Annotated in this window: 23 protein-coding genes; 12 read left to right on the forward strand and 11 right to left on the reverse strand. The window is 62.2% G+C overall.

Going from position 1 to position 21349, the window contains the following annotated elements:
• Positions 1–50: 50 nt before the first annotated feature.
• Genes Q3Y53_RS12785 through Q3Y53_RS12795 form a run of 3 tightly spaced genes read right to left on the reverse strand, consistent with a single transcriptional unit; the run spans position 51 to position 2276 of the window.
• Positions 51–1667: a glycoside hydrolase family 3 N-terminal domain-containing protein gene (locus tag Q3Y53_RS12785; RefSeq protein ID WP_303536724.1), complete on the reverse strand. Its 1617-nt coding sequence runs from the start codon at positions 1665–1667 to the stop codon at positions 51–53.
• The gene (gene rbfA / locus Q3Y53_RS12790; RefSeq protein ID WP_303536726.1) at positions 1648–2070 is read right to left on the reverse strand and encodes a 30S ribosome-binding factor RbfA; all 423 of its coding nucleotides are present in this window, start codon (positions 2068–2070) and stop codon (positions 1648–1650) included. The genes Q3Y53_RS12785 and rbfA overlap by 20 nt, the downstream gene beginning before the upstream one ends.
• Positions 2070–2276 (reverse strand): DUF751 family protein, encoded by a 207-nt coding sequence (locus tag Q3Y53_RS12795; RefSeq protein ID WP_186495423.1) that lies wholly within the window; start codon positions 2274–2276, stop codon positions 2070–2072. Before Q3Y53_RS12795 ends, rbfA begins: the two co-directional genes overlap by 1 nt.
• A gap of 59 nt (positions 2277–2335) precedes the next feature.
• On the opposite strand from Q3Y53_RS12795, the gene Q3Y53_RS12800 reads away from it, so the two are divergent.
• Positions 2336–3061, forward strand: coding sequence for a glutathione S-transferase family protein (locus Q3Y53_RS12800; RefSeq protein ID WP_303536761.1), 726 nt, complete (start codon positions 2336–2338; stop codon positions 3059–3061).
• On the opposite strand, the gene Q3Y53_RS12805 is transcribed toward Q3Y53_RS12800, so the two are convergent.
• Positions 3027–3704 carry a DUF6816 family protein gene (locus Q3Y53_RS12805; protein WP_303536729.1) on the reverse strand — a complete coding sequence of 226 codons (678 nt, stop codon included), beginning with the start codon at positions 3702–3704 and terminating at the stop codon, positions 3027–3029. The two genes, Q3Y53_RS12800 and Q3Y53_RS12805, sit on opposite strands and share 35 nt — an antisense overlap.
• Between Q3Y53_RS12805 and Q3Y53_RS12810 the strand changes: the two genes are divergently transcribed.
• Positions 3703–3966 (forward strand): chlororespiratory reduction protein 7, encoded by a 264-nt coding sequence (locus tag Q3Y53_RS12810; protein ID WP_303536731.1) that lies wholly within the window; start codon positions 3703–3705, stop codon positions 3964–3966. The genes Q3Y53_RS12805 and Q3Y53_RS12810 overlap by 2 nt on opposite strands.
• Positions 3967–3968: 2 nt before the next feature.
• On the opposite strand, the gene Q3Y53_RS12815 is transcribed toward Q3Y53_RS12810, so the two are convergent.
• On the reverse strand, positions 3969–4544 hold the full coding sequence (locus tag Q3Y53_RS12815; protein ID WP_226426060.1) for a shikimate kinase: 576 nt from the start codon (positions 4542–4544) through the stop codon (positions 3969–3971).
• Between the two features lie 51 nt (positions 4545–4595).
• Between Q3Y53_RS12815 and Q3Y53_RS12820 the strand changes: the two genes are divergently transcribed.
• Genes Q3Y53_RS12820 through Q3Y53_RS12835 form a run of 4 tightly spaced genes read left to right on the forward strand, consistent with a single transcriptional unit; the run spans position 4596 to position 7871 of the window.
• Complete coding sequence (locus Q3Y53_RS12820) at positions 4596–5516, forward strand: 6-carboxytetrahydropterin synthase (protein WP_226426061.1); 921 nt, start codon at positions 4596–4598, stop codon at positions 5514–5516.
• Between the two features lie 11 nt (positions 5517–5527).
• Positions 5528–6220 (forward strand): dihydrofolate reductase family protein, encoded by a 693-nt coding sequence (locus tag Q3Y53_RS12825; protein WP_303536734.1) that lies wholly within the window; start codon positions 5528–5530, stop codon positions 6218–6220.
• A gap of 58 nt (positions 6221–6278) precedes the next feature.
• A complete protein-coding gene (locus tag Q3Y53_RS12830) occupies positions 6279–7454 on the forward strand; it encodes a GNAT family N-acetyltransferase (protein ID WP_303536736.1) in 1176 nt (391 codons plus the stop codon).
• A gap of 9 nt (positions 7455–7463) precedes the next feature.
• Complete coding sequence (locus tag Q3Y53_RS12835) at positions 7464–7871, forward strand: DUF4346 domain-containing protein (protein ID WP_303536738.1); 408 nt, start codon at positions 7464–7466, stop codon at positions 7869–7871.
• 3 nt (positions 7872–7874) lie between these two features.
• Here Q3Y53_RS12835 and Q3Y53_RS12840 read toward each other — a convergent pair whose 3' ends face one another.
• The gene (locus Q3Y53_RS12840) at positions 7875–9449 is read right to left on the reverse strand and encodes a B12-binding domain-containing radical SAM protein (RefSeq protein ID WP_226426065.1); all 1575 of its coding nucleotides are present in this window, start codon (positions 9447–9449) and stop codon (positions 7875–7877) included.
• A 144-nt stretch (positions 9450–9593) separates the two neighbouring features.
• On the opposite strand from Q3Y53_RS12840, the gene Q3Y53_RS12845 reads away from it, so the two are divergent.
• A complete protein-coding gene (locus tag Q3Y53_RS12845) occupies positions 9594–9686 on the forward strand; it encodes a hypothetical protein (protein ID WP_011365270.1) in 93 nt (30 codons plus the stop codon).
• Here the strand turns inward: Q3Y53_RS12845 and Q3Y53_RS12850 are convergent.
• Together Q3Y53_RS12850 and rimO are read right to left on the reverse strand one after the other, a co-directional pair.
• Positions 9679–10902: an MFS transporter gene (locus tag Q3Y53_RS12850; RefSeq protein ID WP_303536741.1), complete on the reverse strand. Its 1224-nt coding sequence runs from the start codon at positions 10900–10902 to the stop codon at positions 9679–9681. The two genes, Q3Y53_RS12845 and Q3Y53_RS12850, sit on opposite strands and share 8 nt — an antisense overlap.
• Entirely contained in the window at positions 10899–12275 is a 1377-nt protein-coding gene (gene rimO / locus Q3Y53_RS12855; RefSeq protein WP_303536743.1) for a 30S ribosomal protein S12 methylthiotransferase RimO, read from the reverse strand. The genes Q3Y53_RS12850 and rimO overlap by 4 nt, the downstream gene beginning before the upstream one ends.
• A gap of 85 nt (positions 12276–12360) precedes the next feature.
• Here rimO and Q3Y53_RS12860 point away from each other — a divergent pair, with 85 nt between their 5' ends.
• Positions 12361–13290, forward strand: coding sequence for a vitamin K epoxide reductase family protein (locus Q3Y53_RS12860; protein WP_303536745.1), 930 nt, complete (start codon positions 12361–12363; stop codon positions 13288–13290).
• 13 nt (positions 13291–13303) lie between these two features.
• Here Q3Y53_RS12860 and nadB read toward each other — a convergent pair whose 3' ends face one another.
• The 3 genes from nadB to Q3Y53_RS12875 all read right to left on the reverse strand — a co-directional run bounded on the left by nadB (position 13304) and on the right by Q3Y53_RS12875 (position 16264).
• Complete coding sequence (gene nadB / locus Q3Y53_RS12865; protein ID WP_303536747.1) at positions 13304–14962, reverse strand: L-aspartate oxidase; 1659 nt, start codon at positions 14960–14962, stop codon at positions 13304–13306.
• Between the two features lie 70 nt (positions 14963–15032).
• Positions 15033–15440: a photosystem II complex extrinsic protein PsbU gene (psbU, locus tag Q3Y53_RS12870; RefSeq protein WP_186493929.1), complete on the reverse strand. Its 408-nt coding sequence runs from the start codon at positions 15438–15440 to the stop codon at positions 15033–15035.
• A gap of 113 nt (positions 15441–15553) precedes the next feature.
• Positions 15554–16264, reverse strand: a complete 711-nt coding sequence (locus Q3Y53_RS12875) for a DUF3120 domain-containing protein (protein WP_303536751.1) — start codon at positions 16262–16264, stop codon at positions 15554–15556.
• A gap of 110 nt (positions 16265–16374) precedes the next feature.
• On the opposite strand from Q3Y53_RS12875, the gene Q3Y53_RS12880 reads away from it, so the two are divergent.
• Genes Q3Y53_RS12880 through Q3Y53_RS12895 form a run of 4 tightly spaced genes read left to right on the forward strand, consistent with a single transcriptional unit; the run spans position 16375 to position 21265 of the window.
• Positions 16375–17238, forward strand: coding sequence for an undecaprenyl-diphosphate phosphatase (locus Q3Y53_RS12880; RefSeq protein WP_303536753.1), 864 nt, complete (start codon positions 16375–16377; stop codon positions 17236–17238).
• A 19-nt stretch (positions 17239–17257) separates the two neighbouring features.
• Positions 17258–18655: a TIGR03279 family radical SAM protein gene (locus tag Q3Y53_RS12885; protein ID WP_226426072.1), complete on the forward strand. Its 1398-nt coding sequence runs from the start codon at positions 17258–17260 to the stop codon at positions 18653–18655.
• Between the two features lie 25 nt (positions 18656–18680).
• Positions 18681–20468, forward strand: a complete 1788-nt coding sequence (locus Q3Y53_RS12890; RefSeq protein ID WP_303536755.1) for a TolC family protein — start codon at positions 18681–18683, stop codon at positions 20466–20468.
• Positions 20462–21265 carry an inositol monophosphatase family protein gene (locus Q3Y53_RS12895; protein ID WP_303536756.1) on the forward strand — a complete coding sequence of 268 codons (804 nt, stop codon included), beginning with the start codon at positions 20462–20464 and terminating at the stop codon, positions 21263–21265. Before Q3Y53_RS12890 ends, Q3Y53_RS12895 begins: the two co-directional genes overlap by 7 nt.
• The last annotated feature ends 84 nt before the right edge of the window (positions 21266–21349 follow it).

Genomic DNA, 21349 nt, shown 5'->3' on the forward strand with positions numbered 1-21349 from the left:
GGTTGGCGCGAGATTAGATGCGGTTGGCCAGTGCGGTTGCTTGGCGGTGGTCAGTCGGTGAATGCACCGCTGTTGCCAGTTGGCGTAGTGGTGGGGCACAGCGCTGTGAGTACCTGGCGTTGGGCTTCCTGCATCTGGCCGGCGGAATAGGCGGCAGGGCAGCCGCTGGGCAGAAGCGGCTGCAGGCTGTCCCAGAGGTAAGGGCTGCCGTAGATCACCACTCCCGCCAGGCGGTTGAGGGCGATCAGTTGTTGGATCGCTGCGGCCCAGGGTTCTTGGGCATCTCGCCCGGCGCGGAAGGGGTTGCCCCGCAGAAACAGCTGCAGCAGCACCGCTCCATCGCCGAGGCGGTCCAGCGCCAGGGGGGCCTCCGGCTGGCCGCTCCAGGGCGACAGGCCCTCGCCATGCAGCACCACCGAGCGAAATCCCTCGGCTTCAGGGATGCGCAGGGCCGGTGACCAGCCGCTGAGGGCGGCTGCGCTGGGCACCATTGCATCCACGCGCACCAGGTTGATTCCTGCTTCCGGGTGAACCGCTGTACCGCTGACCGTGATGCTGTGACGCACCAGCTCAGCCTCAAGGGCTTGCTCTGCTGCGGTAACGATCGGACCTGAAGGTGTGCTGGTTGGGATCGATGCCAGCGCATGAGCCCGGCGCTGCAGGCTCTCGTCCAACCTCGCGAGGGACAGCCGTCCGCGGCTGAAACCGTCGCAGAGACCATCGATGGCGGCATCCGCATCCGCCGGCATCAGAATCAGGTCGGCCCCGGCTTCAAAGGCCAGCACAGCTGCTTCGGCGGCGCCGTGCCGTGCGCTGATCGCTTCCATCACCAGGGCATCGGTCACCACCAGCCCGTTGAACCCCATCTGGCGCCGCAGCAGATCGGTGAGCACGGTTTTGGAGAGGGTGGCCGGTTGCTGCGGATCCAATTCCGGCAGCACCAGATGGGCCGTCATCACGCTGTCCACACCGGCGGCAATGGCGGCACGAAAAGGCGGCAGTTCGATCTGATCTAGCCGCTCGCGGCTGTGGGGCAGCACCGGTAGGTCCAGATGGGAGTCGCTGGTGGTGTCGCCGTGGCCGGGAAAGTGCTTGGCGCATCCGAGAACACCCGCTTGCTTCAGTCCCCCCAGGAAGGCCACTGTCAGGGCGCTGGCACTGCTGGGATCTTCACCCCAGGCCCGCACGTTGATCACCGGGTTGGCGGGGTTGTTGTTGACGTCGCAAACCGGGCCCAGCACCCAGTTCAGGCCACAGCGACGGGCCTGTTCGCCGGTGCAGCGGCCATAGCGCTCACTCAAATTCAAGGCCAACTCGGGGTCCCGCTGGTGGAGACGACCAAGTGCCAGGGGCGGCACCAGCCAGCTGGCTCCTTCGAAGCGCTGGCCCACGCCCTCTTCAACGTCGGCGCAGAACAGCAATCGCTGGTTACTCCAGCCCTGCAGTTGCTGGGTGCGTTGCTGCAGTTCCACGGCGCTGCCCCCCAGCAGGATCACGCCGCCAACACCCTCCTGCAGCAGACGTTGCAGTTCGCTGTTCGGCAGCTCCCACTGCGGGTAGCGGCGCTGCTGGTCGCTTTGATGGCCACTGGCCCGCAGCACCAGCAGTTCTGCCACCCGGCGCCGCAGGCTGTCATTCATGAGATTGTCAGCCGGCCGGCTGTTCATCGCTGCCGATCTCTTCATCGCTGCTCGCTGGAATCTCGCCTCGCTGCTGCCGTTCGTCCTCGAGGCGATTCAGCAGTCCCAGCACGGAGGTGCCGCGTTCCAGGCCACGGTCCAGCTGGAACACCACTTCGGGGGCGCGGCGCATCTGCAGCCGCCGCCCCAGTTCTCCCCGCAGGTAGCCGCTGGCGGCCTGAAGCCCCTCGAGTACCTGGTCGCGCTCCTGAGCTTCCCCAAACACGCTCACGAAGATCTTGCAGTGCTGCAGATCGCCGGACACCTCCACTTCGGTGATGCTCACCATGCCCTGGTGCACCCGTTCATCCCGGATGCCGTTGATCAACAGTTCGCTGACTTCTTTGCGGATCAGGGCGGCCACCCGCTCCACTCGACGCCCCTGTGCCATCACGCCATCGGTGCTGAATTCACCATGGCACGCAGCACCAAGGTGAGGCTGATTCCGCCGCTGATCAAGGCGCCGATCAAGGCCACGGCCGTGACGGGATTGCTCCGGCGTGCGGCCAGGGGTTCGGCGACGGAGTTCATCACCCCGAGGGTGAAGGCCACCAGATAACGGGGGTAACGGGAGACGTTGAGGAAAAACTCCCGCATGGTTCCGGCGTACTCGCAAATCTGCTGGCTACTCTGCCGGGCCCATGGCTGTTTTGGACATGTTGGAGCTGCATCAATTCCGCCATTCCGCGTTTTGTCTCAAGGTGCGGATGGTGTTGCAGGCCAAGGGGCTGAGTTTCCGCACCGTGGAGGTGACCCCCGGCGTCGGCCAGGTGGCCGTGTTCCGGCTGTCCGGCCAACGGCAGGTTCCCGTGTTGGTTGATGGCGATCAGGTGATTGCCGACTCCAGCGCCATTGCGCTGCATCTGGATCAACGGGAGCCGGACCCTGCCCTGATTCCTGTCGATCCGCGCCAGGCCGCCCAGGTGCATCTGCTGGAGGATTGGGCCGACACCACCCTGGCGATGGCGGGCCGCTCCTCTCTGGTGCAGGCCGCGGCGCTCGATCCTGAGCTGCGGGTTGCTCTGCTGGCTGACGATCTGCCCGACCCCGTGCGTTCGGTGATGGGTGTGATCCCCGGCGGTTGGGTCAGCAACATCACCGAACTGGTCAACCAGAAGGAGCGCACCGAGCTGCTGGCCAGCCTGGAGCAGCTCGCCACATCCGTTCAGGCCAGCCCCTGGTTGGTGGGCGACAGCATGACCTTGGCCGATATCGCCGTCGCCGCTCAGTTGTCGCTGCTTCGCTTCCCCTCCTCTGCAGGCTCAGCCCTGGCAGGCAGGGGGGTACCTGGGCTGAGCGATCACCCCAAGCTGCAGCCGCTGTTCCAGTGGCGGGACCAGATCGAACTCAAATTGATGGAGCGGACTCTGGAAGAGGTGTGAAGCGCAATTGGTAGTGGTGCTGGGCGATGGCCTGATCCCGGAGACTCTCACCCGGTGAGGCATAGCGTCCTTGCCATTGTTCGGCGCAGATGTCCTCGCCGCAGCGTTTGTATCGGCTCAGGGTTTCGATCCGGCTCAGCCGCGGCGGGCCGGGGGCATGCAGGATCTGCAGCACCAATTCATCGGCCAGGAAGGTGTTGGCGCTAGTGCTCTCCTGGCGGCGGCCCGTCACCGTGGTTTCGAGATAGAGATCGCCTTTGAGTCGCGCGACTTGGCGGTTGGCGGAGTCGGGGTCTTCTTCGACCCCCAGCAGCTGCTCCCCGAGCAGGGCACGACCGATGGCCATGGCATTGAAGCTGCGATCGCCGATCAGTCGACCGCGCCGGTCGGCTTGGAACCGTGCTTGATGCAGCAGCGGTGGATCGTCTGGGGCATCGAGATCAACGCTCTCCACCTGCCACAACCCAGTAAACCAGTCGGGATAGATCAGGTCGTCTCGATTCGATGGCCGCGGCAATGGTGCCGGCAGGCTCCAGTCGGGCCAACTGTTCAACCTCTGTTCAAGGCTTCCCTGAGCCCAGGCGGGCCCGCCACTGAGCAGGATGGTGAGGCCGATCAGCAGCATCCATAACCGCCGTTCCATGTCTGATCCTCTGATCCGTGCCCTTGATGACTTTGTGGTGCTGGAGCCCGGCAAGCCGGAGCAGCTGCTGAGCGCTGCCGACACGTTGACATGGCTGAGCAGTTGGTTGCGCAGCCTTGATCAGTTGCCGGCCGATCTGGCGGATCAACCCGATGTGGAATCTGCGGCGCAGCGTTTGATCGATACGGCCTGTGATTTGGAGATCAGCCCCGGGTTGACTGTGCAGTGGTTTGCGGTGCGGTTGGAGCCGCCAACTGCATGAGTTCAGTCGGTTCGGCGTTGGGTCGGATCCTTCAGCAGGCTTGGCAGCAGTTGCAGGATCCCGTCAGCCACGGTCTCTGGAGTTTCCTCGTTGATCACCACCGTTAGATCGGCTTCGGCATAGAGGGGACGGCGCTCGTTCAACAGCGCGTTGAGAGCCGCCTCAGGATCAGCGGTCTGCAGTAGAGGGCGCTCCGTGCTGTCGGCGTTCAGCCGTTGCAGCAACTGATCGGGAACCACATCGAGCCAAATCACGATGCCGCTGTGCAGCAATCCCCAGTTCTCCGGCTGGGTCACCACACCGCCGCCGGTGGCCACCACCAGGGAGTGGCGCTGACTGATGGCACTGAGCACCTGGCTTTCCAGGCTGCGGAAGCCTGCTTCGCCATCCCGATCAAAGATCTCTGGAATGCCGCAGCCCGCCGCCTGTTCGATCACGGCATCGGCATCCACAAAGCCGTAGCCCAGGCGTTCGGCCAGGGGGCGGCCAGTGCTCGTCTTACCGCTGCCCATCATTCCCACCAGATAAAGGCTGCGCCCGGCAAGACGCTGCTTGAGGGTGAGGGTGGAATCCGCCATGGCTCGGAAACGGCATTAGCTCATTAGGATGCCTCGCGGCCGGAACGTCACATGACTGAAACGAAGTCACCAGCACGGCACGGCCAAGGTCGTGGTTGTGTCATCACCAGGAGGGCCTGCTTCAGTGCCAGCCATCGCTATTGGCTGCCCGAGCTGTCGGCCGATGACAATGCCGCCCGTTTCGGGCCCTGCGCTCTGGCTCCTGGCCATGGCCACAACTACGAGTTGATTGTTTCCATGGCTGGCGGCCTGGACGCTGACGGCATGGTGCTCAACCTTTCGGAGGTGAAGCACGCCATCCGCAATGAGGTGACGGGCCAGCTCGATTTCCGCTTCCTCAATGAGGCCTGGCCGGAATTTGACGTTTCCACCCCTGCAGGTTGCCTCCCCACCACCGAGGCCCTGGTGCGGGTGATTTGGCAACGCCTCAGCCCTCATCTGCCGATCACGGCGTTGCGCCTCTACGAACAACCGGGCCTTTGGTCCGACTATCTCGGACATCCCATGGACGCATTCCTCACCATCCGCACCCACTTCGCCGCCGCTCACCGACTGGCCCGCCCGGAGCTCAGCCAGGAGGAGAACGAAGCGATCTACGGCAAGTGCGCCCGTCCCCACGGCCATGGCCACAACTATCTGGTGGATGTGACCGTGCGCGGTGAGATCGATCCCCGCACCGGTATGGTCTGCGACCTCTCCGCGTTGCAGCGCCTCGTGGATGATTTGGTAGTCGAGCCCTTCGATCACACCTTTCTCAATAAAGACGTGCCCTTCTTTGAGGAGTGTGTTCCCACGGCAGAGAACATTGCCCTTCACGTCGCTGATCGTCTCTCCAGCCCGATCAAGGCCATCGGCGCCAGCCTCCACAAAGTGCGGCTGCAGGAGAGCCCAAACAATGCGGCCGAGGTCTACGCCGAAACACCGCAACTGGAGATGTCTCCGGCTGCTCTCGATGCCGTGGCTGCCGTCTGATCGACGGCTTGATGCCACAACGCCCCACCTCTTCACGCCCCTTCGTTCGGCTGGTGCTGGCCATCAGCCTCGATGGCCGTTTGGCTCCGCCAGACGGGGGTGCCGCCCAGCTGGGGGGTGAGGGTGATCGTCGCGCTCTGGAGCAGGCGCTTGCCTGGGGTGATGCCTGTCTGATCGGCGCTGGAACCCTGCGGGCCCATCAGTGCACCTGCTTGATCCGCAACCCTCAGCTGCTTGAGCAACGCCGCCTCGAGGGGCGGGATGAGCAGCCGGCTGCTGTCGTGGTCAGCCGATCCCCCGACTTCTCGAGCACCTGGCGTTTCTTTGATCAACCGCTTCAACGTTGGCTTCTGGCTCCTGAGCCTGTGGATCAAGGCTTTGATCGTTGGTTGCCTTTGGCACCAACCTGGCCGGAGCGGCTCAATGCGCTTCGAGCAGCTGGGCTTCAACGTCTAGTGCTCCTGGGTGGCGCCCAACTCGTCGCCGATCTGTTGCAAGCCGATTGCGTCGATGCGCTTCAGCTCACCTTGGTGCCCCAGCTCCTGGGCGGCCGCTTCAGTTGGCTGCCTTGCACCGATGCGCGCTTGCCAGCTGGCTTGACGCAACCGGGTGCTTGGCAGTCCGATGGCGCTGAGGATCTCGGGGATGGGGAGTGGCTTGTTCGCTACAAACGGATCCGCTCGGAAACACCCCTGCCGCCCTGACCAGCCCATTCAGCTCTCTGGTTAAGGTCATCGCACATAGGCCAAAGGCACCGTCGCGATGACGTCACTCACGGCCCGCTGGCATCGCTCCATTAACGAGATCCCAGAGCAGCAGTGGAACTGCCTGGTAGGAGCCGACGCGATCCCTTTTTACCGATGGAGCTGGCTGGAGGCTTTGGAAAGCTCAGGCAGCACCATCCCCGAACAGGGCTGGCAGCCCCTGCATCTGGCCCTCTGGCGCGATGACACGCCGATTGCGGTGGCTCCGCTGTTCCTCAAGGGCCACAGCTATGGGGAATTTGTGTTCGACCAGACCTTTGCCCGTCTGGCGGCTGATCTGGGGCTGCGCTACTACCCCAAGCTCCTGGGGATGAGTCCGGTCAGCCCCGTGCTGGGCTACCGCTTCCATGTGCGATCTGGAGAAGACGAGGCTCTGCTCACCCGGGAGTTGCTGCGGGCGATCGATCGCTTCTGCGAACACAACGGCATCCTCAGCTGCAATTTTCTCTATGTGGATCCGCAGTGGCGGCCCCTGGCGGAGGCCGCCGGCTGTGCCGCCTGGCTGAATCAGCAAAGCCTGTGGAGCCGTGGTGACGACCAGACTTTTGACGACTACCTCAAGGGCTTCAATGCCAACCAGCGCCGCAACATCAAGCGGGAACGCAAGGCTGTAGCCAAGGCTGGGATCACCGTGACACCCCTCAGCGGCGACCAGCTGGACCTGGTGCTGTTGCAATCCATGCATCGCTTCTATGAGCAGCACTGTGCTCGCTGGGGACCGTGGGGCAGCAAGTACCTGGAGGAGGGTTTTTTTGAAGCGTTGGCACGGCTGCATCGCGATCAGTTGGTGCTCTTTTCAGCCCATCGCGGTGACCCGCGCGATCCGGTGGCGATGTCGATGTGCGTGCAGGACGGTCGTCAGCTCTGGGGCCGCTACTGGGGCAGCCACGAGGAGGTTGATTGTCTTCACTTCGAAGTCTGTTACTACGCTCCGATCGAATGGGCCCTGGCCAATGGCATCGTCAGCTTTGACCCTGGAGCTGGCGGCAGCCACAAACGCCGGAGAGGCTTTGTCGCACGTCCCCACGCCAGCCTGCACCGTTGGTATCAGCCCCAGATGGATCAATTGATCCGCGCCTGGTTGCCCAAGGTGAATGGCTTGATGTTGGAGGAGATCGAGGCCATCAATGCAGAGCTGCCCTTCAAAGCAGAACCCCCGGCCTTGGCTTTGTAGGTTGAAGGCATGACCACCACCTCGGAAGCACCGGCCTCCACCGCTGCGGCGATGGATGCTCTGGATCAGCGACTGTCCCAGCGGTTCATCGCTCTGGATCCCAGTGGCTATTTCTTGATCAAGCTGGATCGTGAAGCCGCCGAACTAGTGCTGGAGCATTACGGCAACACCATCGATGACAAGGGGTTGGCCAGAGATTCGGAAACCGGTGAGGTGTTGCGCTGCGACGGCGGCAATGCTCCTCGGCGTCCCTCAGCCGTCTATCGCGGCAATACAGCCAAACAGCTGGGCATTCAGCTCACGGAAGGTGAAGCCCCACACCCGGTCAGTCGCCTCGACCATGCCCTCTATCTGGGGAGGGAGTTGCAAAAGGCCGAGCAGTGCCTGCGCGACGGCACGGTCTACGTCCAGGACTAACGATCAGGCTGGCTGCAGTTCTTTTGCTGCCGTGGGTTCCTCCGGTGGCAGCGATTCCAGTTGTTCGCGGATTTCCTGCTGAACGATCGAGCGGTACTCGAGGAAGTGCTCGTTGTGAGCTAACACCACCAAGAACTGCTCTAGCAGGGCGGGGTTGTGGCGGGCCATGCCAAACATGTATTTCCAGAAGCGGCTGCGGGTGTTGCGTTTGATTCCCTGGCGCCAGACAACCGTGCTCAAAGCCTTGATGTCAATCCAGGTCGGCAGCTTGGCGGCAGTTTTCCAGCGGGGCGCGCCCATCTTGAGGTAGTAGCTGTAAACCCGATCCATGTAGGCGTTGGGTTCGTAGAGCGCGCAGAACGCTTCCACGTACTCGTTGGCGATGTCCCGAATGGGGCGGGTGGGTTCGAAGTTGAGCAGGTTCGTCTGATTCACCCCCTTGGCGGCGTCTTCCCCCTGAATCAGGCGACCTTCCCGCTCCAGTCGTGCCCAGAGAGCTGTCTTGGGCAGGGCCTGAAGCATGCCCATCATCGCGGCGGGGATGCCGGTGCGGGTTACGAAGTCCACGATCCGGCGACCTGCGCCATCCTTCTCGCCGTCGAAACCGATGATGAAACCCGCCATCACGCGGATGCCGTTGGCGGTGATCCGGTCCACGGCGGCATCGAGTGGGTTGCGCGTGTTCTGCACCTTGCGGGCCGTTTCGAGGCTGGCTTCGTCCGGAGTTTCGATGCCCAGGAAGACGCTTTCAAAGCGAGCGTCGTGCATCATCCGCATCATCTCCTCGTCGTCGGCCAGATCCACCGAAGCTTCGGTAGCGAAGCTGAACGGGAATTGCCGTTCCTCTTGCCAAGTGCGGATCTGCGGCAGCAGCAGCTTGGCGTTGCGCTTGTTGCCGATGAAGTTGTCGTCCACCAGGAAGATCGAGCGCCGCCAGCCCAAGTCGTAGAGGTACTGCAGCTCAGCCACCAGCTGCTCAGGGGTCTTGGTGCGTGGTTTGCGGCCATAGAGAACGATGATGTCGCAGAACTCACAGTTGAAGGGGCAGCCCCGCGAGAACTGAACGCTCATTGAGTCGTAGGCCTCGAGCTGCAGCAGGTCGAAGCGGGGAATCGGCGTGGAGGTCACATCTGGCTTATCGCCATTGGAGGTGAAACGGCCACTTGTCTCGCCCCGTTCAAGGGCGTCCAGGAACATCGGCAGGGTGATTTCTCCCTCATCAAGGATCTTGAAATCCGCCAGATCCAGTTCCGGCGCATCCGGTGTTGAACTGGCGTAGGGGCCACCAATGGCCACAGGAAGACCCCGTTGTTTGGCCTTGCCGATCTGAACGGCCATGTCGTCCTTCTGGACGATCATTCCCGAGATGATCACGAGCTCGGCCCAGTTCCACTCCTCCTCAGTCACCTCCCGCACGTTCCGGTCCACCAGCTTCATCTCCCACTCCTGGGGAAGAAGTGCTGCCACGGTCACCATCCCCAGAGGAGGCAGAAGCACCTTCCGGTTGACCAACTCAAGAATTTTTTCGTAACTCCAGAAAGTCTTCGGGAACTCTGGGTAAACAAAAAGAGTGCGCATGACCTCGGGCGTTGGTGGATGGTCGTCCGGGTGGCCCGGCTGGGGATACCTCTCAATAGGTATCAGCTGTTCACAAACCCTAAGCGCAATGGCCTGAACCCAGGCCAGTGGGTGATCTAATGGTGGTCACCTCCGTACTTGCACATGGGCGTCGGCATCTATCTCGGCCTGGTTGGTTCCGGTCTGGTGACGGCTTTTGTGCTCACCAAGCTGCTTAAGGGAATCAAGCTCATCTGAGCGGTTCCAACGTTTTCGCACCTCGTTTTCGCATCCAGAGCACAGCCACAGCAGCGCTGAGGCCACCGGTGACTGCGAAAGCCGTGGAGAGGCTGCTGAACATCACCATCAGGGCAACGATCAATCCACTCAGTCCGCCTCCGCCCAGGAAGGCGATCTGGCTGAGCCCAGCCATGCGACCGCGCATCACCTGCGGTGAGCCGATCTGACTGATCAAGTTGCAGCTGCTCAGCAGTCCGGCTGTGCCGGCGCCGATCAGAAAGGCCATGGCCAGGCTGAAGACAGGCCCTGGCGTCCGGGCCATTCCCAGCTGGGCCACCGCGGTAATCAAGCCAAAGCCCCCGAGGGTGAGAAAAGGGCGCCGGCAGAAACGCTGGCTGTTGCGTTGCAGCACCAGGCCGCCCACGATGCTGCCGCCCGCCAGCACGCTGGTGAACAGCCCCAGATCCGTGGGCTTGGGCCCCAGTTGATCGAAGGCAATCAATGGGGCCAGTCCCGGGTGATAGAACCCGATCAGACACAGCACCGCGGTGAAGCTGAGCACCCCCTGCAGGGTGCTGCCGCAGTGGCGCCAGGCATTGAGCAGGCTGGCGTCTTGGCCGCCCCTGCTGCGCACTTCCCGTTCCCGATTCGGGTTGAGCAAGAACATCACACTGGCGATTGGCAGCAAATAGCTGGCAGCATCAATGCCCAGGGCCCAGGCCGGGCCAGTGGCCGCCAGCAACAACCCGCCGATCGGGGGACCCACCAGCTTGCCCACGTTGAACACCACCGAAAAGCTGGTGAGGTAGCCCGCCAGTTGGTCAGGGCGTTCCACCAAAATTGAGCAGTACTTGTTGCGGGCCGTCAGCTCGTAGGCGCCGGCGATTCCCACCAGCAGCGTGCTGAACAGCAGCAGCAGCACCTGGGCTGTGCCTTCCAGCAGGGGGATCGCCAGGGCCCCCAGGCCAGAAGCGGCCAGCAGTGCCCATTGCGCCTGAACCAGCACCTGTTCACAGCCAACGCGGTCGGTTCGTACCCCCGCTGGACCACTCACCAGCAGTGTGGGCAGCGATAGCGCTGCGAAGTTCAAGGCCAGCACGAAGGGATCCACGCCCCCTTTCATCAGAATCCAGCCCTTGGCGGTGATGCCGGCGAAAGAACCCGCCGTGCTCATGCCGGAGGCGATCAGAAAAAGCTGGCGTTGCTGTTCGGCCCGCAGTTGGAGGAGGGTCAACCCTGGCGTCTCGCTGCGGCCACCATGGCGCGGGCACCAACAATCCGCCCGCCGAGGTCGTAGATGTCGGCCCCGGTGATCTCCACCGGCACCAGGCTGCCCGGCGCGGCCTGCTGACCATCGTCGCCGGGTTGCACTCGCACTTCACCGTCCACTTCGGGCGCAAAGCGGGCGCAGCGACCGATCATCTCGCCGGTTTGCGGGTTGTGCTGTTCGATCAGCACGTCAACAGTGCGCCCTACCCAGCGGCTGTTCCGTTCCGCCGAAATGGGTTGTTGTAGAGCCATCAGGGCATCCTTGCGGGCCTGAGCCACCTCGGGATCGACGCGATCGGGCAGATCGGCAGCTGCCGTGCCGTCCTCCGGCGAGAAGGTGAACACACCCACGTGATCAAAGCGCTGGCGCTCGAGGAAGCCCATCAGGTGCTGGAAGTGCTCCTCGGTTTCGCCGGGGAACCCCACGATCAGCGTGGTGCGCAGCACCGCGTCGGGCAGTTGGTCGCGGATCTGATCCAGCAGGCGGTCGTTCACATCCGCCTGCCAGGGGCGGTTCATCGCCCGCAGCACTTCCGGATGGCTGTGCTGCAACGGCAGATCCAGATAAGGCACCACATTGGGCACCTCCCGGTATGCCGCCAGCACATCTGGGGTCAGCCCGGTGGGGTAGGCGTAGTGCACCCGGATCCAAGGGATTTCCACTTCGCCCAGGGCCCGCAGCAGTTCCGCCAGCTTGGGTTTGCCGTAGAGGTCAAGGCCGTAGTTGGTGGTGATCTGGCTGATCAGGATCAGCTCCTGCACTCCCTGTTCCGCCAGTTGGTGGGCTTCGGCCACGATTGATTCGATCGGTCGGCTGCGCTGATCTCCCCGCAGCTTCGGAATGATGCAGAAGGCGCAGCGGTAGTCGCAGCCTTCAGCCACCTTGAGGAAGGCCACTGCTTGGTCGGTGGTGCGCTGGCGCGGCAGGTGTTCGTCACCCACAAAGGTGGGAACGGCGCTGACCTGGTTCACCCGCTCGCCCGCTTCCACCCGCTGCAGCACATCCACGATGTGCTGGTAATCGCCGGTGCCCACGATCGCTTTGGCCTCGGGGATCGACTCCAGCAACTCCTCCTGGAAATGCTGGGCCAGGCATCCCGCAATGATCAGTTCCTTTCCTTGTTCCGCCAGTCCCACAAGGGTGCGCACCGATTCCTCGCGGGCGTCCTGGATGAAGCTGCAGGTGTTCACGACCACCACGGCGGCATCGCTCTCATCGGTGCTGACGCCGTAGCCCGCTTCCGCCAGCAGCCCCACCATGTGTTCGGTGTCCACTCGATTCTTCTCGCAGCCCAGGTGGGCGAAGGCGACCGTCGGTTTCGTCGGGGTGCTTTTCATCACGTCGCCGGCAGGCCAAAGATCAGCCTACGAAGCGGCCTGATTACGCCAGAACTGACAGAATCCGATCACTTGAAGATCAAGGATGGGCACCACCCGTCTCGTCAGCCGTCGCCGCCAGGATTCCGGCGCCAAATGGGCTCGCATCGCCATGGCGGTGCTGGCCACCGCGGGGCTGATCGACACCGGTTCGATCACCCTGAAGCGATGGGGTTTGCTCGGCAACCTCACCTGTCCGATGGGTGCCGACGGTTGCGACAAGGTGCTCAACAGCGCCTGGGGGACGGTCTTCGCCGGGATTCCGTTGTCGATGGTGGGGGTGCTGGCCTACGGCGCCGTGCTGCTGATGGCGTTGCTGCCCTTGTTACCGGGCTTGCAGGAAAATAAGAGCGACCTGTCACGCCGCACCTGGTGGGGCCTGTTCACGGTTTCCCTGGCCATGGCTGTCTTCAGCGGTGTGCTGCTGGGGGTGATGTTGCTCAAGATTCAGGCGTTCTGCTTCTTCTGCGTTCTCTCCGCTGGGCTTTCCCTGGCCCTGTTCGTACTTTCCATCGTTGGTGGCGGTTGGGACGACTTGGGGCAGCTGCTGTTTCGCGGCGTTCTGCTGGCCCTGGCGGTGCTGTTGGGGGGCTTGATCTGGGCGTCAGTGGTGGATCCGAATCGGCCCGAGACCGTGGCTACCGGATCCGGCGTCGCACCGCTTGTCACCACCGAGAGCACGCCAGCTTCGATTGCCTTGGCTGAGCACCTCACCAGCATCGGCGCCGTGATGTATTCCGCTTACTGGTGCCCCCACTGCCATGAACAGAAGGAGTTGTTCGGCAAGGAGGCCTCCGATCAGTTGAAGGTGGTGGAGTGTGCGCCGGATGGTGAGAACAACCAGGCCGACCTTTGCCGCAGCAAAGGATTGGAGGGTTTCCCCAGCTGGGAGATCAACGGCAGCATTGATTCCGGGGTGAAAGGGCTCGACGCCCTGGCGGAACTCAGCGGCTACAAGGGCGACACCGACTTCTGAATCAGGGAGGCTCTTAGTCCCGGACGGCACGGGTAACGATGCCCCGCTGCCGTTGCTGCCGGGAATGCTGCATCCATTGCGGCAGCGGGGCGGGAGCATCGCTGCGGTAGTGGCCTCCTCGGCTTTCTTCGCGAAACATGCAGGCCTCCAGCATCAGACGGCTGGTCAGCAACCTGTGGTGGAGATCCAGCAATAGGTTCAGATCGCGTCGGCTGCTTTCAGCTAAAAGCCTGGGGGCACAGGGATCCTCCTGCAGGAGGGCTCGCAGCAGTGCCTGCTGCTCCAGGTTCTGTTCGTCGGCCTTCACGTTGCCGATGGCCTGGCGCAGTCCAACGGCGGATCGTTCCACCCCCGCCCGTTGCCAGCAGAGCTGTCGAAGCTGCTCGATGGCGTCGATCAAGTGCGAGCTGCTGCCGCCGTCAAGGTCCAAAGCGAGCTTTTGCGATGTGCCTTGGGCTCGGGCCGTTGGGATCGGCCCGAGCTCGATCTCTTTGAGGCGATGGGCGAACACCAGGCATTCCATCAGGGAGTTGCTGGCGAGTCGGTTGGCGCCATGCAGGCCAGTACAGGCCACTTCGCCCACGGCATAGAGCCCTGGCAGCGTGGTTGCGGCCTGCAGGTCTGTGGCCACCCCTCCCATCCAGTAGTGGGCGGCTGGGGCCACGGGGATCGGCCGTTCCAGCGGATTCAGTCCGAGTTCGTCGCAGCGGTCCAGGATTGTTGGAAAGCGTCGCTCCGCCTGGTCGCGTGGGATGGCGGCGAAGTCGAGCCACATTTGTTTTACCTGCTGCCGCTGCATGGCCTGCATCAAGGCTCGGCTCACCTGGTCCCGCGGTGAGAGGTCGCGTTGGGGCAGATGGGCCACAGGGCTGCCCCCGAGAGCATCCACCAGCACCCCGCCCTCGCCACGAACGGCTTCGGAGATCAGAAAGCAGGGGGCGTCATCCAGGCGGATGGCCGTTGGATGGAACTGGACGAATTCCAGATCTTCCACGGCTGCGCCCGCCTGCCAGGCGAGGGCGATGCCTTCGCCGCAGGCCTGGGCAGGGTTTGTGGTGTTGGCGAACAGATGGCCACCTCCGCCGCTGGCCAGCACCACGGCGCGGGCTTCGATTCCGTGAAGATGTGCCCCATCCAGCACCTGTACGCCGCAACAGCGCCCATCGCGCACCAGCAGCTGCGTCACGCGAACGCCGCGGCGGTGCAGCAACCCCGGCCTCTGCTCTACACGATCCCGCAGCACATCCACCAGGGCTCGCCCGGTGCGGTCTTGCACATGCAGCACTCGTCTGTGGCTGTGGGCTGCTTCCAGGGTGGTGGCCAGGCCGTCCTGATCCCGGTCGAAGGCCATCCCCAGCTGCCCCAGGCGCTCCACGCAATGGGGTGCCTCCTGCACCAACAGCCGTACCGCATCGCCATCACAAAGGCCTGCTCCAGCCAGAACGGTGTCCTCCGCATGGCTTTCGGCGCTGTCCTCTTTGCGGGTCACCGCTGCGATTCCCCCCTGGGCCCAGCGGCTGCACGAACGCCGTCCTGTGTTGCGGTTGAGCAGCAGCACCTTGAGCCCATGGGGCAGATCAAGGCAGGTCATCAAGCCAGCCGCCCCGGCACCGATCACCACCACGTCCCAGGGACCTGAGGGGATGGGATCAGAGCTGCGGGGCTGTGCCATCAAGGGGACAAAAAAACCGCCGGTGGTCCGGCGGTTCAACCAGTCACAACCAGTGTGACGGAGTTAGGAATCAGCGGTATTGGCCGTCATTGATGCGGTCGTCGCCCTCGTTCAGAGCAATGGAGGGAGGGGTGACGGTGAAGTTGTCGCGGTATTTCGCGAATAGCTCCTGCTGACGCTCGGTCAGGTCAAGCGACAGCACGTCGTCGACGCTGTCGTAAGGACCACCCAGAACGATCTTTCCAGCCATGGTCGGGTACATCCCGGGGAACTGCTGGAAACGCCGCACGGAGGAATTGTTCAGGTCAACCTTCCCTTCACGTTCAGCGATCTTGTCGTCAACAACGTTGCGGATCACGTTGCCGGAATACTTGTCGCGAAGGTCGTCTTCGGCGTGGACGCTGCTGGGAAGCACAAGGCCTGCCATCAGACTTGCCATCACCAGGGCGCCGGTCAGCCAGCTCAGAAGCCGCTTCATCTCAACTCTCGATCAGGGGGTCAGAACGGGTCGACCGGCGATGCCGGCTTGGGAAGACTACAAGTCGTTGCGTCGTTCAAGCTCCTGAATCGGGGGAGCTTTTGCAGTTCGTTTCACTCAATCAACCCGCTGAGTCCGGGCTGCAACAAGGCAGTGAGCAAGAACAGGCCGTCCACCCAAAGGGTGGTGATTAAAACAGCGGCTGCCATGGATCCAGCATCACCCGTGAAACCGCTGCTGTTCCTGCTCAGGCGACGCCCAGCTAACACCACAAGAACTGCTGAGATCGCCAGAGTGACCAAAGGCAGAGGCTGAAGCAGGTGAGTTCCCGCTTGATGCAGCAGCAGGGGCGCTTGATCCAGGGAAGCCGTCACCACTTCGGGCCAGTACTGCATGACTCCGGTGGCCGCCATGGCCAGGTCTGTACAAGCTGTGCCCACCAGGGACGACAGATAAAACGTCGCCGCCAGGCGCCAGCGCCCCTGCAGGCCGCCCAGGGCCACAGGCAAAGCGAAAGCTTCAACCGGTAGATGCAGAACTGGATGGGCTCGTAGCCATCCCCAGAAAATGCAACCCGCGAGCCAGCTGCCGCTGAAACCCACCAGTAGGGAACCCAGGTCGGATGCCGTCTGGGAGCGGCTCTGATGCAAGACGAGGCCGGCTGCAATCAGAACTGCAGTGAACAACGTGGCCGAAAATGGATCCAGGCGCACCCACGGAGCTTGAAGGAACACCGGCAGCACCACCATTGCTGCGGCAATACGGGCCACGGGGAAGGACCACGACCGAACGGGGGCTGAGGTTTGCCAGGTGCCGCCGATCAAATGTCCTTTGTGAAGAAAGTCACGGAACCTTAGAAGACATCTCCAAGTGACGCGGCCGACATGCCCGCTTCGCCTGCTGGGGATACCGTCAAAGCGACATACACACGTTGATGGCGGACCCCTCTGCATCCCTCACCCTGCTTGAGGCCTGCTGGCGTGATCTGGTGTTGGGGGTGGTCCAAGGACTCACTGAATTTTTGCCGATCAGCAGCACCGCTCATTTGAAGGTGGTTCCTGAGCTTTTGGGTTGGGGCGATCCGGGTGTTTCTGTAACCGCCGCCATTCAGCTGGGCAGCGTCGTTGCCGTCATCGCCTATTTCCGCACTGATCTCAGCCAGGTGCTGCGGGGTATCAGCCGCGCCTTTCGCTATGGCCAGTGGCATGAACCCGAGGCGCGTCTCGGGTTCGCGATGGTGGTGGGAACCCTGCCGATTTTGCTGATCGGTTTAGGAATCAAATTCGCCTGGGCCCAGGGCTATGAACAGTCACCCCTGCGCAGCGTTCCCTCGATTGCCATCGTCTCGATTGTGATGGCGCTGCTGCTGGCCCTGGCTGAACGGGTCGGCGCTCGGCGTAAGCAGCTTCCAGTTGTTTCAGGTCGTGATGGCCTTCTGGTGGGACTGGCCCAGGCGCTTGCGTTGCTCCCGGGGGTGTCGCGTTCCGGGAGCACCCTCACCGCGGCGCTGTTCGACGGTTGGCAGCGTGCTGATGCAGCCCGGTTTTCCTTCCTTTTGGGTGTTCCCGCCATCACCATCGCGGGTCTGGTGGAGCTCAAGGATGCTCTGACCGCTAGCCCTGGCACCGGTCCCCTTCCGTTGCTGGTCGGAATTGGTTCGGCTGCAGTGGTGTCGTGGCTGGCGATCGATTGGTTGCTGAACTTCCTGCAGCGCAACAGCACCTGGCTCTTTGTCGCCTACCGGCTGCTCTTCGGGCTGCTGCTGCTGGTCTGGTGGGGCGTTTACGGCGCACACTGAGTTCAGATGAAGTCGGCTTGTGTGGAATGAGCCATCCGCCGGGGTTGCTGTTGCAGCTCTTGATCCAACTAGCAAAGGTCGTCAACCGCAGCCAGCGGTCGTGGCGTCCGTGGAGTCCGGCTCGATTGGGGAGGAGCTGGGTTTTGAGCCGGGCGATCAGTTGCTCAGCATCAATGGCATTCGCCCACGCGATCTGATCGATTACCGCTACCTCTGCGTGGAGGAGGAGCTTTGCCTTGAGGTGCGTGATGCAAAGGGTGCGCTGCATCAGGTGGAGCTTGAAAAAGATGCCGATGACGGCCTTGGGCTGGCCTTCACCGAGGCTCTTTTTGATGGCTTGCGCCAGTGCAACAACAACTGTCCGTTCTGTTTCATTGATCAGCAGCCCCCTGGGCGGCGCGACAGCCTGTATCTCAAAGACGACGATTACCGGCTGAGTTTTCTTTATGGCTCCTATCTGACGCTCACCAACCTGGGCGAGGCCGACTGGCAGCGGATTGAGGAGCAGCGCTTATCGCCTTTGTTTGTTTCGGTGCATGCAACGGATCCCGAGCTGCGCTCACGACTGCTGGTGAATCCGCGTGCTGCCCAGGTGATGGACCAGCTCGCCTGGTTTGACCAGCGTGATTTGCAGATCCATGCCCAGGTGGTCGTTTGCCCAGGGCTGAACGACGGTCCTGCCCTGGAGAGAACGCTGAATGACCTCGCCGCCTTCGCGGCAGGCCCCTGGCCGGCGGTGCTGTCTGCGGCGGTGGTGCCGGTGGGGCTCACCCGCTTCAGGCCAGCGGACGACGGCTTGGTTCCTGTGGATCCGGACTGCGCCCGCAGGGTGATTGCTCAGGTGGAACCCATGCAGCAGCACTTCCAGGAAGTATTGGGCACCCGTTTTGCTTGGCTCTCCGATGAGTGGTACTTGGTGGCGGGATTGCCTTTGCCTCCCCGGGATAACTACGAGGATCTCCCGCAGCAGGAAAATGGCGTGGGCAGCATCCGTGCCTTCCTTGAAGCGTTGGATGCTGCAACTGAGGATTTGCCCAGCGTCGTCCCTGGGCCCCGTCGTTGCAGCTGGGTGGTCGGACAAATCGTGGCTCAGGCGTTGCAGCCTGTGGCTGAACGGCTGAATGCTGTTGATGGCGTCGAGTTTCATCTGATCGGGTTGCCGAGTCCCTATTGGGGGCAGGAGCAGGTGGTGACCGGACTGTTGACGGGACAGGATCTGCTCACTGGCCTCAAGGGCCAAGAGCTGGGCGATGAGCTGCTGCTCCCGTCGGTGATGCTGCGACAGGGGGAGCCCGTCTTCCTGGATGACATGACCCTGGAAGCCCTCGCCGCGCAGCTACCGGTCCCCATTCAGATCGTGCATGGGGCGGCTGACGTCGTGGACTCAGTTTTGGGTGTCGTAGGAAAAAGTCCCTAAGCTCCGTCAAAGGTTTTTGATTGCTGTGCGCCGGATCACCGCGGGTATCTGTCTCGTTGCGGGTGTCGTTTCCACCGGTGTTCCCTCTGCACTCAGCCAGGAGACTGCGCAGTCTGAGTCGGCCTTGGTCGACCAGGCAACGCTCCCGGATGCGATTGATCTGAAGGGTGCTCGTCCCAAGGCAGACCCCTCTGCGATGGCTCCAGCAATGGATGCTTTGCCTGCATCCCTCCAACCGCTGGTTGCTCCCCCAAGCCTGGCTCTCCCCGATGCGCCGTCTCAGGTGCGCATCCATGAGCTGCGCCCGCTCACGCTCGAAGAAGCCGTACAGCTGGCGGAGTTCAACAGCCCGAAGCTCAAAGCTGCCGCCAGTCAGGTGGATCAGGCCAAATCTGCACTGCGTGCAGCAATTGCTTCGTGGTATCCCACCGTCGACCTTTCGGCCAGCGGACTCCCCGAATACTTCAAGTCGTATTCCTACCGAAATCCAGACTTCGTCCCCGATCGCGTGGTGCGGAAACCCACGGGTCAAATCAACCCCGCAACTGGTGAGGAGATAACCCGTCCCGAGACACGAGATGGATACAACGAGCGCTACGGCCGCGAATGGCGGGCCAACGCGAGCCTTCAGGTGAGCTGGGATCTGATCAATCCTGCCCGGGTTCCTCAAATTGCGGCAGCTCGGGATCGTTTTGAACGAGCCGGAGACGCCTACTTGATCGCCCTTCGTGATCTTCGTTTGGAAGCGCAGCAGGCTTACTTCGATCTGCAGCAAGCCGATGAAGGGGTTCGCATTGGTCAGGCTTCTGTCAAAGCATCATTAGTGAGCTACCGCGATGCGAGGGCGCGTTTCAACGCAGGCGTGAACACGAAGCTAGAGGTTCTGGAAGCGGAGACCCAACTCGCGCGTGATCGCAACACTCTGACGACAAATCTTGGACTTCAAGATCTTCGGCGCCGCAATCTCGCTGCTGTGCTTGACCTCCCTCAGGACGTCACCCCGACGGCTGCAACGCCCGCACGTCCTTTGGGGCTCTGGGAGCCTTCATTGCAGGAAAGCATCGTTGCTGCCTACAACTACCGCGAAGAGCTCGATCAGCTGATCCTTGATATCTCGATCAACAACAGTCAGGCCAATGCATCTCTCGCTGCTGTTCAGCCTGTTCTTCGCTTTGTGAACTCCACCACGGCGACGCGTTCTGAAGGGCAGAGCGGTCAGACGTCGCTGAGTGACATCGATATGGGGGATTTCACCTATGGGGTGCAGAACAGCACTGCTCTTACTGCAACTTGGCGTTTGTTTGATGGTGGTCGTGCTCGTGCTGACTACCGGCGCTCCAAGCAGGCCGCTGAAGAGAGTCGCTTCAACTTCGCTAGAACCCGAGATCGGATCCGACTTGAAGTGGAGGAAAGCTTCTTTGGCTTGCGTTCGGCAATCCAGAGCATCGACACCACAGCTATTGAGGTCCTTTCATCACGAGAATCCTTGCGCCTATCGAACTTGAGGGTTCAAGCCGGCGTTGGCGTCCAGAGGGAAGTGGTCAACAACCAGCGTGACCTCACCCAAGCTGAGCTGAAATACGCTCGTGCGATCAAGGATTACAACAGCAACCTGGCGCAGCTGCAGCGCCGCACCGGCCTGGATGCCTTGATCGCTTGTAACGCAGTCTCACTACCTGGAACCAAGCAGGAACCTGACCAAGAACCTATTCCGATTGAGCCAACGCCACTCAAGGCTGCCTGCCCATCGGTGGCGTCTGTCGGCTCGTCGGTGACTCAAACTGAGAAAAGTCCTGTTCAGCCTCTGTGGTGACTTTGGTGCTCAGTGACGATCAACTGGGCGCTGTTCATCTTTTGCTGGATCGCATCCGTGCTCGACAGCTCCAGGACTTTGGTCGGATCGGCTCAGATGTGAAGCCCGATGGTTCGTTAATCACCGACTGCGATCGCTGGAGTGATGCCGCTTTGGTGGAGGGGTTGGCCAGCATCGCCCCTGGGGAGGGTGTCCTCAGCGAGGAGGGGTCAAAAACAGTTCCCACGTCTCGGGCTTATTGGGTGGTGGATCCGCTGGATGGAACCACCAACTTTGCGGCCGGCATTCCCTATTGGGCGATTTCGGTGGCTCGCTTCGTCGATGGTCGTCCCAGTGAGGTTTTCCTGGATGTGCCAGCGCTTGACCAACGCTTTGTCGCTTTGCGTGGACGTGGTGCCACGCGAAACAATCAATCGCTGACTTCGGAGACCCGAGCCTTGGCCACCAGTGCTTGTGTTTCGCTCTGCAGCCGCTCGATTCGTGTCCTGCAGCGCAAACCTGATCAGCGCTTCCCAGGAAAGATTCGTCTGCTGGGTGTTGCCAGCCTCAATTTGGTGAGTGTTGCGATGGGTCAGACCATCGCTTCACTGGAGGCCACGCCCAAAATCTGGGATCTTGCGGCGGCATGGTTGGTGCTTGATGAACTGGGCTGTCCGATCCGCTGGTTGGATGCGGATCCTGCGCAGCTCTCCCCGGGAGAAGACGTCGCTGAACGCGGATTCCCGATGTTGGCGGCCGGTTCATGGGCCCATTTGGCGCGTTTTCTTCCCTGGGGAGAGGCTCTGGTGCAGCGCTGAAACGTCGCTATTGCGCGGGTGAAGGTTGTGGTGTTATGGTTTTGTCTTGCGCGGGAGCCGAGAGGCTGTTGCGCAAGCCGAAGC

This window comes from Synechococcus sp. YX-04-1, from assembly GCF_030546365.1.
In the GTDB taxonomy this organism is placed as follows: Bacteria; Cyanobacteriota; Cyanobacteriia; order PCC-6307; family Cyanobiaceae; genus Parasynechococcus.